The organism is Croceicoccus mobilis, assembly GCF_001661965.1.
In the GTDB taxonomy this organism is placed as follows: Bacteria; Pseudomonadota; Alphaproteobacteria; order Sphingomonadales; family Sphingomonadaceae; genus Croceicoccus; species Croceicoccus mobilis.
This window is the reverse complement of record NZ_LYWZ01000028.1, coordinates 102749-118683: the sequence shown is the minus strand read 5'-3', so window position 1 is coordinate 118683 and position 15935 is coordinate 102749. Positions and strand designations below refer to the sequence as shown.

At 65.8% G+C, this 15935-nt stretch carries 14 protein-coding genes; all 14 read right to left on the bottom strand.

The genetic code is table 11. The annotated features are described in order from the left end of the window. Genes A9D13_RS18405 through A9D13_RS18340 form a run of 14 tightly spaced genes read right to left on the bottom strand, consistent with a single transcriptional unit; the run spans position 1 to position 15921 of the window. Complete coding sequence (locus A9D13_RS18405; RefSeq protein WP_066777152.1) at positions 1 to 441, bottom strand: hypothetical protein; 441 nt, start codon at positions 439 to 441, stop codon at positions 1 to 3. Further along, a complete protein-coding gene (locus tag A9D13_RS18400) occupies positions 438 to 710 on the bottom strand; it encodes a hypothetical protein (RefSeq protein ID WP_066777150.1) in 273 nt (90 codons plus the stop codon). The genes A9D13_RS18405 and A9D13_RS18400 overlap by 4 nt, the downstream gene beginning before the upstream one ends. Next, complete coding sequence (locus tag A9D13_RS21000; protein ID WP_188713477.1) at positions 707 to 1408, bottom strand: lysozyme family protein; 702 nt, start codon at positions 1406 to 1408, stop codon at positions 707 to 709. Before A9D13_RS21000 ends, A9D13_RS18400 begins: the two co-directional genes overlap by 4 nt. Next, positions 1401 to 1949 (bottom strand): hypothetical protein, encoded by a 549-nt coding sequence (locus tag A9D13_RS18390; RefSeq protein ID WP_156522172.1) that lies wholly within the window; start codon positions 1947 to 1949, stop codon positions 1401 to 1403. Before A9D13_RS18390 ends, A9D13_RS21000 begins: the two co-directional genes overlap by 8 nt. Beyond that, complete coding sequence (locus tag A9D13_RS18385) at positions 1898 to 2341, bottom strand: hypothetical protein (RefSeq protein ID WP_066777145.1); 444 nt, start codon at positions 2339 to 2341, stop codon at positions 1898 to 1900. The genes A9D13_RS18390 and A9D13_RS18385 overlap by 52 nt, the downstream gene beginning before the upstream one ends. Then, on the bottom strand, positions 2338 to 5289 hold the full coding sequence (locus A9D13_RS18380) for a right-handed parallel beta-helix repeat-containing protein (RefSeq protein ID WP_066777142.1): 2952 nt from the start codon (positions 5287 to 5289) through the stop codon (positions 2338 to 2340). The genes A9D13_RS18385 and A9D13_RS18380 overlap by 4 nt, the downstream gene beginning before the upstream one ends. After that, positions 5286 to 7328 (bottom strand): hypothetical protein, encoded by a 2043-nt coding sequence (locus A9D13_RS18375; RefSeq protein WP_156522171.1) that lies wholly within the window; start codon positions 7326 to 7328, stop codon positions 5286 to 5288. The genes A9D13_RS18380 and A9D13_RS18375 overlap by 4 nt, the downstream gene beginning before the upstream one ends. Continuing rightward, positions 7325 to 7705, bottom strand: coding sequence for a hypothetical protein (locus tag A9D13_RS18370; RefSeq protein WP_156522170.1), 381 nt, complete (start codon positions 7703 to 7705; stop codon positions 7325 to 7327). Before A9D13_RS18370 ends, A9D13_RS18375 begins: the two co-directional genes overlap by 4 nt. Continuing rightward, positions 7702 to 10167: a glycosyl hydrolase 108 family protein gene (locus A9D13_RS18365; protein WP_066777130.1), complete on the bottom strand. Its 2466-nt coding sequence runs from the start codon at positions 10165 to 10167 to the stop codon at positions 7702 to 7704. Before A9D13_RS18365 ends, A9D13_RS18370 begins: the two co-directional genes overlap by 4 nt. After that, on the bottom strand, positions 10164 to 12098 hold the full coding sequence (locus A9D13_RS18360) for a hypothetical protein (RefSeq protein WP_066777127.1): 1935 nt from the start codon (positions 12096 to 12098) through the stop codon (positions 10164 to 10166). Before A9D13_RS18360 ends, A9D13_RS18365 begins: the two co-directional genes overlap by 4 nt. Next, positions 12098 to 12538 carry a hypothetical protein gene (locus tag A9D13_RS18355; RefSeq protein WP_066777124.1) on the bottom strand — a complete coding sequence of 147 codons (441 nt, stop codon included), beginning with the start codon at positions 12536 to 12538 and terminating at the stop codon, positions 12098 to 12100. The genes A9D13_RS18360 and A9D13_RS18355 overlap by 1 nt, the downstream gene beginning before the upstream one ends. After that, positions 12538 to 13065 (bottom strand): hypothetical protein, encoded by a 528-nt coding sequence (locus A9D13_RS18350; RefSeq protein WP_066777120.1) that lies wholly within the window; start codon positions 13063 to 13065, stop codon positions 12538 to 12540. Before A9D13_RS18350 ends, A9D13_RS18355 begins: the two co-directional genes overlap by 1 nt. Further along, positions 13049 to 15298, bottom strand: coding sequence for a phage tail protein (locus tag A9D13_RS18345; RefSeq protein ID WP_066777111.1), 2250 nt, complete (start codon positions 15296 to 15298; stop codon positions 13049 to 13051). Before A9D13_RS18345 ends, A9D13_RS18350 begins: the two co-directional genes overlap by 17 nt. Beyond that, positions 15295 to 15921, bottom strand: coding sequence for a phage connector family protein (locus A9D13_RS18340; protein WP_066777109.1), 627 nt, complete (start codon positions 15919 to 15921; stop codon positions 15295 to 15297). Before A9D13_RS18340 ends, A9D13_RS18345 begins: the two co-directional genes overlap by 4 nt. Positions 15922 to 15935: the final 14 nt, after the last annotated feature.

The window sequence follows — 15935 nt, the reverse complement described above, 5'->3', positions numbered from 1 at the left end:
TCAGTTGCCGCTTCGCTTGATGCTTCGGGTGCCTGCTCCGTCACCGCCTGCAGATCGGCACGCGGGGGTTCGCTCCCGTTCCGATGGGCGCAGCTGGAGGCACACAGCAGCACTGATGGCAGGATGCAAAGGCACATCACTTTCCGGGGCAGCATCGATCGCATCGCGCATCTCCTGTTCCTGTTTGAAATTCTCGATCTCGTCGCGCGCCCGTTGCTCGGCGGCCTTGTCGGTGGCCTCGATCGAGGCGATGGCGCGATCCTTCTCGTAATCGTCAATCACGCCGCGATCGTGCAGCTGCACCGCGCCGATCGCGCAGACGATCCCCAGCAGCACCAGCCCCGCGATCAGCAGCGGCTTGGCCAGCCTGTCGGCCCATTCCTCGGGCACACCCGCTTTCAGCAGGCGCCGGAAGATCCACGAAATGATTATGACGCTCATCGCTCGATCCTTTTGGCCGTCGGTGAATTCGCGAGCGGATGGTCCCCGATCGGATCGACCGGCGGCGCAGGCGTGCGCACGCCCAGCGCGATCTTCTCCATCTTGGAAATGATCTCGCGCAGCGACAGCCAGCCCGCGGTGATGTTGCCGGCATCGCCAATCGTCACCTTGCCATCGGCCATGACCATCAGGCCCACTATCCACAGCACGCCGCCGCCCAGCCCGCCGAGGAGAAAGACCGCGATCGTGCGCTGCCAGTCCTGCGTCACTGGAACCCGCCCTTTTTCAGCGCGTCCAGAAAGCCCACCGCATGCATGGCGATCATGCTCGCCCGGTCATTGCCGTTGACGATCCGCCGCGCCTTGGTGAACTGGTCGGTCGTGGGCGCGGCGGGATCGAGGTAATCGGCCAGCGACTTGCCGGTGAACGCCCCCTGCAGCATGCCCGTCACCAGAATTTCGGCGGCGATGCGCGGCTGCAGCGCCATGTCGAAATCCTTGAGCAGCGCGCCATTCAGCCCCAGCGCCCTGTCTGCCCATTCGTAATTGTAATCCCATGTCAGCTGGACAAAGCCGCGGCCATATGGGGCCTTCGCATATTTGGCGGGCTTGCCGTATTCCTTGCCATCGCCCTTGCCCCATTCCTCCTGCGGCAGGAAACGGCTCTCATGCCATGCGGTGGCCAGCACATAGGCCATCCACCCGATCGGCAGCACCGCGCCCGCCTGCAGGATCAGATTGACGCTATCGACCTGTGCCTGCCCCATGCCGCCGGTGATCTTGCGCACCGCGTCATAGAACGCGCCCGGCCTGGTCAGTGCATGCGTCCCCGCCACCTTGCCCGCGCGCGGCACGCCCAGCGCGTCGAGCAGATTGTCGAGCGCGAGGATATTGCCGCTATCCTCAAACACGCCCTGGGGCGCGGCCGCGCGCACCGCATCGAAAATCGCTTTCCTCGGATCAGTCATTATCGGCCCCCTCGCTATGCTTGCGCTCCACCGCCTGCTCCGCGATCGCGCCTTGCGTGCGGTTGCGTTCCTCGCCCAGCTGCGCATCCAGCTCGGCCTTGGTCACAAGCCGCAGGCTGGTCGCCCAGGCGGCCTTGCGCTTCACCCATTCCTCGATCGGCTGCAGGATCGGTTCGCCCACCAGCCCGACGCCCAGCCCCAGCATCAGCGCCAGCGGCAGCATGAAGGGCGCAGGCGTGCCCACCGCCACCATCAGCAGCGCCAGCGCATAGGCCGCGATCCACAGCGCGCCCGCGCTCATGGCCACGCCAAGTATGGCGCCTTCTTCTTTCGCTTTCAGCAAGCGGCCGAGCTGCGCGACCTGTCCCATGATGCAGCTGCCGATCACGATAAACGCCAGCTCCGCGCTCGACAGCGCGGGCGCGGCCAGCCCGACGCCGACGCCGCTCACAGCCCCGATTAGGCTGGTCTTGGCGGGTGCCAGCTGCATCACCGCAGCACCATGACCCATGCCATGCACCAGAGCGTCCAGAGGACGCACCAGCCCAGCTTCCAGCGCGGATGGGGCGCAAGCCGCATGACGAACATCACCAGCACGATCAGCGCCAGATAGACGCGCGCAAACTGCATCCACGGCGCGTCATGCCATTGTAGCAGCCCGCCGAAGAACGGCGGCAACAGGTCAAGCCGCAGGATCGTGCTGAGCATGCCGGCAATCGCCGCGCCGCCCAGCGTCAGCCCCATGGCGCACCACCATAGTTCGGTTGGCGCCGGGATATCGGGCAGCGGCGCACCCACGCGGGAGATGATACTGGCCCGCGCACGGCAGGCGATCCGCGCCAGCGCAAGGAACACCAGCACCGCCGCCACGCCCACCAGCGCGAAATAGCCTGCGATAATCAGCTTCGCCATCATGCCCGCACCGATAGTCATGCCGCAATCTGCCCAACGCCTTTCCAGACCACCTTCTTGGCGATCCAGATCCAGTCGACGGTGCCATCGCTGACGGTCCCGCTGGGGTGCACGGGCGCGCTGGCGCCCGCAGTGCCGCCCGTGACCGTCATGTAGACTTCGGCCCCGTTGTAGACGACGGCACCGGCCGCATAGTCAGCGCCGCTCACCCACTGCTGTTCGGTCGCCCACCCATCATTCGTCGCGATCAGGCCCATATATCCGGATGCCGCCGGCGCATTCGAAAACAGGATCGTCCCATGCACAATGCCGCCGATTTCAGACTGTTCGCCATCGGCATCGGGCCAGCTCTCGCTGATACGGTTCAGCCGGAACCTGCTATTTCCCTCAAAGCGGACGCGGGCAGCGCCCCTATTGCTTGAAAGATCGGCGAAGGTGCCATCGACCAGCACGTTATCCTTGACCAGGTAATGGGTGTCAGCGGTGTGGCTCGACCCCTGCCGCGCATAGATCGCCAGCTCGGTTTCCACGCTACCGGTTCCGCCGAACGATATCTGGTTGCCCTGGCAGCGGTTCCAATTGCCGCCTGAAGCGAACTCATATCCCACGATCGCGGCCGTTCCGGCTGGCTGGGCAGCCAGAATAACGAGATGGTTGTCCTTGATCGTTCCCATCGCGCGCAAAAGGTGATCGCCGGCATAGGCAGCGTTCGTGAAGTCGAGCGTATTGCCATCAACGATATGCTTGGCCGACGACCCGGTCAGATCGATGCGCACATTGCGCATGTAATTGGAACGCAGGGTGAAACTGCGGATATCCTGATCGGCAGCCAGAATACCCAGATCCTCGGCGGTTCGATATTCGAACGCATTATCGGCCACCAGCACCGTATGCGCATCGTCACCCGTCGCGAAGCCTGCGGTGTTCGCGGCAAAAAAGGTCCAGCCACGGCGGAAATAAAAGCTCGCAATGGCGCCCGATCCGACCACCGCGCCATATGCTTCCGATCCGTCCAGCTCGAAATTATCGGCGTCGATTTTCGTAATAGACCAACAAATGTCGCCCATTGCCGCCAGTGATCCGGTTGCGCTCGCCGCCGGGATCCAGATCTTTTGTCCGGTCATCATGCGGTGCCCGGCGATCGTCATGCGCACCCGGCTCGCAGTACCTGCGCTCAGGCTGGTCGGCGACCGCGATGCCGAATAACCGACCTCACCATCCTCAAAACCGACATTGCGTGCCTCCAGCGTCTGGACGCAGCTGTTGCCGGAAAAGACGATATTCTTCGCCGCGTAAAAGATCGACAGGCAGAAATTGCCGGCATCCTGCACATGGTTGCCCACGATCGTGCAGTTGAAACACCCTTCCATGTCATAGCAGGTATCGGTGATATTCTTCGCGGTGTTGCCAGTAACAGTGATCCCATCGCCGTTGTTACCGTAGACCGCGCCATTGACGTAATCGAAGTAGTTCCCGGTGATCGCGACATTGCGCACGCGTCGGCGCATCCACGGCTCGCCGCCCTCGCTGACGGGTCCCCCGCCGCCCCACCAGCTAACCTTGCCACCCCGGCAGACGTTGCCGGTGATCGTCACGCGCTGCGCGAATTCCAGACGAGCCAGCGTCCCATTGTAACGCCCGCTGTCGTGCAGGCATCCGGCCAGCACGATATCGCAGGAAAGATCATCCGCATTCTCGGCCGAGGAAAAGCCCGCCGTCACGGCAGGATCCACGCCGACGCCCTCATCGCCCGACACCCCGGTGGTGTGGTCATAGATCCCGTTCAGCTGCGCGCCATGCTTGATCGAAAGCAGCGAATAATTCGTGCAATCGATATCGCGCACAACCAGCCTACGCACATTGTGCAGCGCGATTGCCGTCGCTTCCTGCACCGCCGCATTGGCGATCGTGAAATTGGCAAAGAGAATATCCGTATGCCAGCTCGTGAACTCGCTGCCGCCAGCGATGGCCGGCGTTTCGAACAGGCCGGTATCGGCATTGACATTGCTGATCTTCGACCGCTTGCGATCGAGGCCAACAAGCGACTTGCCCGACGGCACGACGATCGCATCATCGAAATGCACGGTCCCGATCGGGAAGATGACCACGTCGCTGATCGCCAGCGCCTCGACCATCGCCGCATCGTTCGCGGCCGTCGCTACCGCATCGTCGATCACCGCGCCCAGCTGGGTCAGCAATACGCCGCGCGACACGTCGAGGCGGAAAAACCGGCCATCCTCGGCGGTAAAACACGACAGCGGATGCGCGGCGGCATAGGCCGCATCCAGCGATGCATCCGCAACATATTCGGCCATGCCCACGCCGATCGCTCCATAGCCGGCGCTGCGCACGCGGTCGGTCCCGGCAGGGATCGCCTTGCCTTCCAGCGCTGCGAACAGCCCGACACTTTCCACGTTGCCACCCGGATCGCCCTTGGCGATGGCGGTCAGCTGGGCGCGCAGGATGTCGACCACGGCGGCCGCCCCCAGCGCCGCAGGATCGCCGTCATCGGTAAAGCCCAGCAGCCGCAGCCTGCGGTCGGTTGCCTTGCCCAGCGAAAGACCCCCCTCGCCCTCGGGCATCAGGATCGCGCGCGCGGCAAGGTCGCTCCGCGCGACTTCCTGCTCCTGCGCGATCATCATGTCGCGATCGAGCGCGGCCTCATGCGTTTCGGCCGGGAAATCGTCGGTGGCCGTGTAATTGGCCGTCTGCGCCTTTTCGGTCTCGCGCCAGATCCGCAGCTTGGTCCCGGTCGCGGCGGGCGCGGTAACGCTCAGCACGCCGCCATCGTCGGTCTCGCCGCCCGACTGGGTGAAATCCACACCGCGTACCAGCTCGGCAACGGATCCGTCCGCGAAATAGCGGCGCGCTCGCAGAGAGGTCGCGTCGAAGCGGAAGCCAACGGCAAACACCTTGGTGACGCCGTTTTCCTGATACTCGACGCGCGGGGTCTTGGCCGCAACGGTCATCGTCCATTCCTTTCCGTGATATTGCCCATATCGGGCGCGCGCTCGGGCGTGGCGTCGCCGGGCGCCCACCAGTATTGGGTGCCCTGTTCGTCGGCCCAGCGGTCCATCCGCTTCCAGCTCTTGCGGTAATCGGGGTCCGCCGCTTCATAGAGCTGGTCGGCCACCATCCGGTCGAAGGCGAGACTGAGGTACCAGAGCGACTGCCCCGGGATCAGCGAGCTGCCTTCCTTCACCGCCTTGGCGGCAGGCTTCTTCGAATGCGCGATGTTCAGAATGCCATCGACATCCTGCGCCATCGGCCCCGCCAGCGTCTGGGTGATGCCGCCACCGAACCGGCTATTGGCGCTGTTGACGAAATCGCCGAAAATGCCGAGCCCGCCGCCCTGCAGCATCGAGGCCAGCCAGAAATTGCCGTCGACCTCGCGCGGGTCGCGCCCGGCGGCGATATCCTTTGACAGCACCGAGATCCCGCCGATCACCGTCGAAAGGCCGACCAGTCCCGCGGCATAGCCTGCGCCCTTCCAGCCCCCCGCCTCCATGATGCGGCGGCCGTGCATCAGCGCGATCGACACACCAAAGCCCTTGAACTGCGCGGCCGAACGGATCAGCTCGCCCGGGATCGTGCCCTTGGGCGCAACCGAATTCATGACCGCGCGGGTGCGCAGATCCGGCACCGGTACCGCGTAATCGGTCTCGGTCAGCACAGCCTCCAGCAGCCGGTCGCCCAGCTCGCGATCGGCGATCGTGTCAGGCTTGATCCAGGGCACGCCCTTTTCCATGACCGTCGGCGTCGCGCGGATTGCGTCCCACCCGGCGGCATCGATGCCGTAACGCTCCAGCGAGCCGCGAAAGGCCGGGTGCAGATTGTCCCAGCTCTTCCCCGCCTCGGCCGTGACATGGCCGAGATATTCCATGCCGAATGCCCAGCGCCCGGTCTGCGTCCAGCGCGACAGGCCCGATACGCGCAGCACCCCCTCGGCCAAGCGGCGCGATACTTCGCCCGTCAGCTCCTCGGCCAGATAACGGTTCTGCGACGCGGTCCGGCTCGACCATTCATCCGCGATCAGGCCAAGCCGCACGGCTGCCAGCTGGTCCGCCTTCGACCCGGGCCGGAACAGCTTCATGTGATCGGTGACACTGGATGCGATCGACAGCCCGTTGAACGCGCGCGTCGTCATCGAAAACGCCTGGTCGGAAAAGCCCGACAGGAACGCCCCACCCAGCTTCGCCGCCGTCTGCAGGCTGCGCAGCGAGGAAAAAGCCAGCGCCAGCTTGCGACTTTCGGGTCTGCTGTTCTCGCCCTTCAGCTCGCGCCACAGCCGGTCGATCACCGCCGCGCCCTTGTGCGCCGCCTCGGGTGCCGCGCTATTGGGCGCCTGATCGATCTTGGCGCTCTTGTCGATCGATCCTTTGACCCAGTCGATCGTCGCATTGGGATTGGGGCCCAGCACTTCCATCATGGCGATGTCGCGCGAGAGCATGTCGATATGCCCCATCATCGCGTCGAACGCATTGCCTGCCCCGAATGCTTCGGAATAGGCCATCCAGTCATCGGCCGACCGGAAGACGAAAAACCGCGCATCGCCGCGCTGGTTGGCCATCGATTTGCCGCCGGCCGCGCCGGGGTTCTCCACCTTGTTCATGCCGTCGCTGCGGATCGTCTCGAAGATCTCGCGCAATGCACCATCCAGCGCCTCGGGCGTGAAAGGCTGGCCCGTCGTCTTGTCGATCATGCGCTCGGGATCGAGGCGCGGCAGGATCTCGGCGCGCCACGCATCGAACCCGGCCTTGCGCACCGCCTGGCTGTCATGCGCCTGCGGCAGGCCCCAGCGTTCCAGCCTGCCGATATCGCCGCCGGCGGCGTTGAAACGCATGCGCAGCATCTCGGCCGCATCGGACCATGCCTGCGCCAGCTCGCGCGCGCTGGCATTGCCGGTATTCTCGCCAAACAGCTCGCGCACGATATCGGATAGCTGCGCCTTGTTCCGCACCTTGCCAAGCAGGTTCGACGAATGATCGGCAAGCAACCGGTCGATCATGCCATGCGCGCGGCCGCGCACCGCCTGCCAGCGCCCTTCGACGTTGGAATAGCCCGCCTTGCCATCGCGCCCCAGCAGCGCCGCCCCGGCGCGCGGATCGATGGGGCCATCTCCGCTGCCGCCGGCATAGCTTTCATGTCGGCAGAGATCCGCGCCTGCGTATCGAGCTGCAACCCTGCCAGGAACTTGCGGCGCAGCGCCTGCGCCTCCAGCGCCGCGATCGCTTCCTCGCTCGCCTGGCTGGCCGCGGCGGATGCGCCCATCTGGTTTTTCAGCGCATTGAAGCGCTCGGTATAGATCCGCTCGGCCTCGCCCGCCTGCCCCTTGCGGATGCGGCCCTCGGCGACCAGCCCAACGATGCATTCGCTCAAACTCACGCCATGCCTCCCGGCATGCAGCCCTTGATCGCGGCGATATCGGCATCATCGGCCTCGAGCTCGTCCAAGATCTCGCGCGCGCTGCGCTCGCCCTTGCCGTCGCCCAGGTCGAACTTCGCATCGGGCTCGGCCTCCATCCGCATGCGGATATCGTGCCAGGTGCTGTCCATGGCGCGGGCGACACCGGGCCCGGCGGGATCGTCGAAATCCTCCAGCGCGCGCGGCGTCTTGGCGGGCGCCGCTGCGGCAGGTCCATTGCGCACCGGCGCGGCTTCGCCTATATCAGCAGAACCCTCGCGACGGGCAGAGCCGGGCCCGTCTGCATCCGGCATCCGTCCAGCTCTCTTGCCGGGCGAGGGCTTCCACTCCGGATCGAATGCAGTCAGCAGCCAGCGGCGCTCTGCCCCGTGCCAATCTTCCGAAATGGTCGCATGGCCCCGCGGTCCCTCCAGCTGGATCTTGGGGCGTCCGCGCTGGGTCGTTCTTGCCACGACCTTCATTTCCGAAAGGCGCTGGGGAAGATCATCGAGGATGCCTTCGTGGCCATGCTTGGCCTCGATATGCGCAATCCCGCTGCCGCCCTTGAAATCGCGCGCGGCATCACCCGGCTTCCCCCAGACGAAATCTATCGTGCCGATTTCGGGATGATGGAACGCGGCATTCACCTCGCCGTCGCGTTCGCGCAGCAGCTTTTGCACCGCCTCCTGCCCGATCCGGTTCCACGTCACCATCGGCTCAGACAGGCCCAGTGTCTCGGCTTCCTGCGCCGCCTGCGCCACCCGCCAGCTATTCGTATCGGGAAACAGATCGCGCTGCAGCGGCGGCACGGGCGCAGCCGCCTCGATATCTGCCGCCCAATCCGCTTCGCTGCGCGGCGCGGCCATCTCTTCGTCAAGCCGGGTCCGCGCGGCATCGATATCGGCGCGCTCGGCCTCCAGCGCTCGCATCATGTCGCCATCGCCTTCATCGGCGATGCGCCCCGGCGCACTGGCCGCCGCTTCGCCCCGGCGCAGGCCCAACCGCCCCTCCAGCTTGCGCAGCCGGTTTTCCCAGCCCTCGGCATATTTGCCGTATTTGGCCGGGTCTTCGCGAAGCAGCCTTGCATATTCGGCGCGGCGCAGCGCGATCATCTTGGTCGGATCGTCCGCTACCTCCAGCAGGCGCTTGGCAAAGCCCGGGCCATGATTTATCGAGGCATCGATCGCCACCTCGGCCACGTCGCCATTACGGCCGGCGAGATCGAGCGGCGCGACATATTTCTCGCGGTAGATATCCATCGCCGCCGCACGCGACAGCCGCGCGACATCGATGCCGGGATTGGCCTTCGACGAAATGCCCCAGCGGGTAACGCCGCCCGTATCGGAAACGACCTTGCCGCCACCTTCCAGCGCATCGACCGCGAAATTCAGGAAACCGTCGACATCAAGCTCGCGCGCGGGGCGCAGCGGCGCGGGCTTCGCGCGCGGCGCCAGCGGACGGCCATTGACCAGCGCATCCTCTGCCTGGCGCAACCGCGCCTCATGCGCGGCATAGCCCTCATAGGTGCGCGCGAACGGGCTGGCGTCATCGATGTCCGCCTGCCGCACCAGCACGTTCAGCGCCGCCTGCTGTTCGGGCGTGCGGACATGTTCAGGCACCGCATCGGCAAAGGCGCGGGCCAGATCGCGATCGGCGAACACGCCATCGATCATCTCGCGCACGGGCCGCATCGCGTTATAGCCGGCCCGGTCGATCGCGGGCAGCGCCTTGGCACCGCCCTCGATGCCCCCGCGAAACACCATCCCGCCAGCGCCCGCCATGGCGATCCGGGTCGCCGCCTCGCCCAGCGTCAACTCTTCGCCCATGGCGGCGCGCGCTTGCGCAGTGCCGGGAAGTGTCGCCGTTTCGAGCGCGGCATTGACCAGCCCTTCGGTCAGAACCCGCTGGGCTACGGTTTTGCCGCCACCGCCGATGACCAGCCCCGCGCCGTTGACCGGGTCGGCAAACGATCCGACCATCCCGCCTGCGAACCCGGCGACCATCCCGCCGCGCGATACCGTATCGAGGTCGCGCGAACGCGCATCGCCGCGTCGCAGCGCCGTGCGCTCGAATTCCTCACGGGTTTTGGGCAGTTCGGAAAAGGCTGCGGGATCAGACTTGCGCGCCCGCTCGACGGCGCGCCAGATCGCCTTGCCGTCCCACACCTCGTCATCGAATGGCACCAGCGACTGCGCGATGGGGCTGCGGGCATAATCCCAATAGCCCGATCCATCGCGCTCGCGCAGCGCACTGACGACGGGCTGATAGGCATCGTTCAGTCGGTGATCCTGCACGAACCAGCTGTCGTCCGCGACGCTGCGCATGCTGGCGCCCGCTGTTTCCATCAGGCTCGGAGCATCGCGCGTATCGCCGCCGATCGCGCTGGGCAGCACCGTCTGGTCCTGCCGCCGCGTCAGCGTGGAAAGGACGCCCGGGCCGCTCATTCGGGCACCTTGATCTGGCTTACATACAGCGAACCGTCGCGCGCCTTCAGGCGGCGGCCATCAGGCGCGATCCAGTAATAGCGGCCTGCACCCTGATAGACCGGATAGGCCCGCTTGATGTTTGCCGGGCTGCCATCGGGATTGACCGGCGGGTTCTTGCTGCGGCGAACGTCGGCGACCAGCGCCTGCGCCGCCTGCATCGGCGTCATCGTCTCGGGCACCGCCACCCGGTGTTCGCCCCATGTGCCCAGGCCGCCATATTGCACGCCGTTGCGGCGCTCCCCGCCCATCGCCGCCATGACGGCATTGTTCAGGAAATCCTCCCCGATACCGTCGACCGATGGCAATGTGTGCTTGGTCAGCTGCCCGGCGATCAATGCCCGCCCGGTTTCCCGCACGCTTTCGACCTCGGCCGGCGAAAACTCGCGCAGCGCGCCGCGAAGACCCGCATCCCACTGCGCCAGCAATTCTTCGGTATCGGGATCTTCCGGCTTCATCAGCGCCGGGTTCGCCTTGATCGCCTCATAGCCCGCGCGCACCATCCCGCGCACATGGGGCTGCAGCATGGAAAGCCGCTGGAACAGCTGATCGTCCGGCAACACCTGCCGCGCCGCATCGGCCCGAGCGAAAGCATCGGGGATTTCGTCGAGGATCTCCATCACCTGCGCCTGCCCGCCCGCATCGCCGGCATTGGCGCGCAGTTGCTTCGCCTCGGCATTGGTCATGATCGGGATCGGGCGGCCATAGGCGCGGCTCGCCGTCTCGGCCCATTCGCTGCGCGCCTGCCAGCTATCGCCCGACGTCATGTCAAGCGCGGGCGGCTTCAGACTGGCCGGCGCGTTCTGCGCCGCGAAAGCCACCGGGTCACTCTCGAACTTGCCGTCGAGCGCGGACTTGTGATCGCCCAGCCATTTCAGCTCGCGCTGTTCGTCAAGGCTCGGGTTTTCCTTCGCCTCCAGCTCGGCCGCACGGCGCTCGCGCACCAGCGGGGCCTGCCCTTCATAGACTCGCGCGAAATCGCGATTGGCATCCATGCCGTCGAGGTCGAGCGCGACATCGGGCATGCCCAATGCCTCGGCCTTCTGGCGCAATTCGTCGAGCGGGCCGGTATCGATCCCCTGGCTGTCCGCTTCCTTGGCGATCCTGACGGCGGTGCGCAGTGCCGATTTCTCACCCTCGATCGCCGTCTTCGCCGCATTCGCGCGCGAGCGCAGCTCGACCTCGGCCGAGCGGCGGATCTGCGACAGCTTGCCCGGATCGATGAAATCATAGGCCCCGCTGTCGATCAGCCCGATCGCCACATCGGGATTATCGTCGACCCGGCCCAGCAGGAAGTTCTCGCCGGCCCCTTCCTGCTCTTCGCGGCGCAGACCTTCCTTGACCTGTTCGGGCACATGCAGCGCATCGATGCCCTGCAGGCCATAGCTGACCTCCGCCTGGTAATCCTCGGGGCTGTCGAGGCGCCGAATGCGGTTGAACCGGATATCGCGTGCGTCGCGAAAATCATCGGTCGCACGCTCGGCGGTATGCACCGTTTCCCAATCCGCTTCGCCGGTGCGGAACCGCACCCCGAAATCGTCGAACTGAGCTTGGGCGCGGCGCAATACATCAGGATCGGTGATCCCGTCGAACAGCGCTTCGCGGCCCGCTTCCCACGCCTCGCCCATGCGCTCGGCATGGTTGTCCGCCCCGCCATTGCGGCTCTCGCGCGCCATGCCGCTGGCATTCTCGCGCGCCGATCCGAACCGGCTCTGCCATTCGGCCCACTGGCTGTTCTGCCGCGCCTCGACCTGCAGCCCCTGCAACCGGTCGCCCAGCTGCGCCATGCCGCGCCCGACGCCCGCCCCGAAATCTTCCGGGCTGGACAGCACCGCCCGCTGCGCCCGCGCGGGGCCCAGCTGGCGCTCATATCGGGTCGGCTGCACCGCCATCAGCTGCTGCCCGCCTTGGCCGGACTGCCCCAGTCGGCACCGGCAGCGGCGGACCCTGCGGACAATATGCCCTCGATCAGCGCGAACTTGCCGCGCCGCTTTTCCTGTTTCGCCTGGGCTTTCAGGCCGGCCGCGCGGCCCTGCGTTTCCCGGCGGATCGTCAGCACGTCCATGGCGGCATTGATCTGGCTCTGTTTCAGCGCATTCAATGCGGTGCCGCTGCCGCCCTCGAAACCATTGGCAAAGCTCGCCGCCACCTGCTCGCCGATCTTGCTGCGCGCCTCGGCACGCGACTGCAGCTCGCGGTCGGCACCCTCGCGCATGGTGTCGCGGCGCTCGGCCATCAGGGCCTTGGAATTGGCCTTGCCAGCCTGATATGCGCCGATGCCCTGAATGACACGGCCGCCGACGGCTAGCGCTGCGGGAATGGCGGCGACCATCAGGCGATCCTTTCCAGCAGCATGTGCGTCTCGCACCCCATGCCGTATTTCCTGAGGACGTGGACGGGCTGGAACCCCATCATCATCGCCCAGCGAATTTCGGGAGTGAGGGCCTGCGGCGATGACAGCGCGGCGGTCAGCACCGATGCATCGATATCGGGCAGCAGGGCCATCAGCGGTTCGGCATCGGCGGCAGGCGCAATCGCCTCGATCCGCGCCAGCGGCGATGTATCGAGGCGGCGGCGCGCCTCGCGCGTGATCGCCAGGTGATCGGCGCCCAGCCCCTCGGCGAATATCGCCCAGGCCACGCCATGGGTGCCGGGAAAGGTCTCGGCCACGCCCATCACGCCGATAACCCGGCCATCGCGCAGGAATGCCGCCGTGGTCTGCTGGCTCGCCAGATCCTCCGCTTCGTCATCGGAAATGCGCGCGATCGGCACGCCCAGCTGCATCGCCTGCGACGGCTGCGCCGCGATCTCGCGGACATGATCAGCGCAAAGATCCACGACCTCAAGCATCGCGGTCATCCACGTCGATTTTCAGAATGGTGCTGGCGATGATCGCGGGCAGCGGATCGGCGCTGGTATAGATCACCTGCCCCTTGCGATCGTGCTGCGCATCGACCGGTCCCGACGTATCGCCCGAAAACAGCCGCACCGGCGCGTTCATGCCATCGGCGGGATTGCGGTCGAGCAGATATTGCGGGTCATAGCCGCCCGGGCTGCCCGCTTTCAGGCCGAACGTCTCCAGCACGCGCGCCACGACCTTGACCAGGCGCTGGATGCGGCCCTGCATCGTGCCGTCGCGCAGCTGCCGTTCGGGCGGCAGGGTAATCGCGGTGGCGGTATAGGGCAGGCCGACGATCAGCGTATAATCATCCGCCGGCGCGTTCGGCACGTCGAGCTCGCCCGCGCTCGAAACCGTCAGCCCGTTGACCACCGCGCCATTGCGAAGCGCGGCAATGCTCTTTCCGGCCAGATGCACCAGCCCGGAAAAATGCGTCTGCCCACCCGTTGCCGCGATCCGCACCCCGCCATCGACGTAAAAGCTATCGGCGGCATCGTCGCCCAGCTCGCGCCATGCGGTCTGGCGCCAGATCTCTTTCTTCACGCCATCGGCGCGGGTCCGCTCGACCAGCAGCCATAATTCGTCCGTCTTGCCATCGGCGCCGACGACTGAAACCGCCGACAGCGCGCGCGCATCGCCGCCCAGCACGCGGCGGGCGAAGCCCTTCATGTCGAGCCGCGTATCGGGATGCACGATCAGCTGGCCATCGGCCCGCACGGCATAGACCAGCGCATAGGGAATGCGCTGATAGGCCAGCTGCACCAGCCCGCCCGCCGTGATGTGCCGCGCCGATGCGGTGATGTCGTCCGCGCGATATCGATCCGAACTGAAATCGTAATTGGCCGAACGCAGCCGCCGCCCGCCGCGCTCGACGAAAATGGTCTGCGCGCCCACCTGCACCGGGGCGATCTGCTCGCTGCCATAGAAACTCTGCGGCTCGGCCGAGATATTCTCGCCCGACAGCGCCGCATTGGGATTAACCGCCGATACCGCCAATTCGCGGCTCGCGGTGCCCAGGATCATCGCCTTGCGGTCGCCCGCGATCCACAGCGGCGGATCCTCGGCCGACAAGGTGCGGCGAAAGGCAAGATCGGTCTCGACCGATCCGCTATTGGTGCGGGCCGAAAAATTGACCGTGCCGCCGCCATAATCGCCGACGACCGATCCGACGATATCGAAATCCTTGACGTGGATCTGCCGCCCCGCCCAGTGCAGCACCAGCGAAGGCCAGCCCTGCGCATTCGAAAACGCCTGATGCGCCCAGCGATAGCTGGGAACGCTGGTCAGGCTATCGGCCAGCCTCTTCTGCACCGTGCCCGTGGCGCTGGTACCGCTGGCGACCGCCGTGATCTCTACCACGCCCTGCCGCTCGTACAGGAACGTCCACTTGATGCCATAAGGGCCTTTGTCATTGACCAGATCGTTCTTGTTCGACCCGTCCCATGCCGCACCCTCGCCATGCGTCGGTACGACAGAACCGGTCGTACCGGCGGTCGCCGCCTGATAGACCTTGCCATCGGATCGCACCTTGTCGCCGATCGACACGCCTTTCATGCCCGGCTCCCACGCGGGCACGTCCGAATAATCCTTGGCCTCGATCTCGATCAGCGCGCCGACATGGCCAGCCTCGAAAATCGCACTATTGGCGGTGATCGTGATGCCGCTGCCTGTCGTGGCGCTGACCGTAACCGTCTTCGCTTCGTCGGTATTCTGGTCAAGGAACGGGCCGTTCTTCAGCGCCGAATAGGCATGGCTGAAACTGGTCGCGCCCGTGCGCAGCAGCGCCGCCGGCGCATATCCGGCATGATCGATATACAGCCGGTCATAGCTTTGCTGGAACGACAGGAACGGGGCCTCGGCGGCGGCATAGGGCACTGCCACCTCGACCGGCACCCCCGGCGCGCTCTCGATCCGGCCGCCATTGGTGAACAATCGCAGCTTCTGCTCCGACCATTCCAGCACATATTCCTGCGTGATCGAAAAGCGAAACGCCGACAGCCAGCGGCTCGCATCGTCGGCATCGCGGATATATTCGAACCCCGGCGCCTTGACGATCGGCCCTTCATTGACGGGCACGAAATTTTCGCACTTTTCCAGCGCATAGGGATAGATGTCGAGATCGACGCGGCCCGACAGCATCGGGCTGATCTCGCCGCCCACGAAACCGGCGATCAGATGGCGGATCGTCGTCACGAGGAATAATCCTCCTCGCGATAGCTGCCCGGCACCGGCCCGCTATACCCGGCAAAGCGCGCGGTCACCCACTCGCTTTCTTCCATTTCGATCGGCGGGTTCTCGCGCGCATCAACGCGGTTGGCCGCGCTGACCGCCATGCGCCAGCCCTGAAAGGCCGCATTCTCGTCAAAGGTCGAACCGACGATGCGCGGCCCCGCCTTCCATGCAAGCCGCCAGGCAAAGGCATCGGCAAAAGCCGCATCCCATGTCGCGGGATTGGGCATGTCGACCAGATAACGCACATAAAGCGGCGCGGCGGCATCGCACAGGATCTTGCCGCCCTCCAGCTGATAGCTGGCCCGGCCGGGATCGTTCAGCACTTCCAGCAGGCGCAGACACTTGGCGGGCAGCGGATAGGCAAACTGGAATGGATAGGGGACTACGCCGGCGTCGGCGGCCAGCGCATCGCGCATGACCGCGAAATTCCACGCCCCGTCGCGGATCGCGCCCTGCCGCTCGATGTCCCAGATCTCGCGCAACGTGCGCGGCAGCGGGCGATCGTCCAGCTCCGCATCGGTGACGCGCGCCTCGGTGCCCATGCGCACCGCCGCCGCGTTGAAGATCGCCGTCTTGTCCGCCACGCGCTACCCCTCCG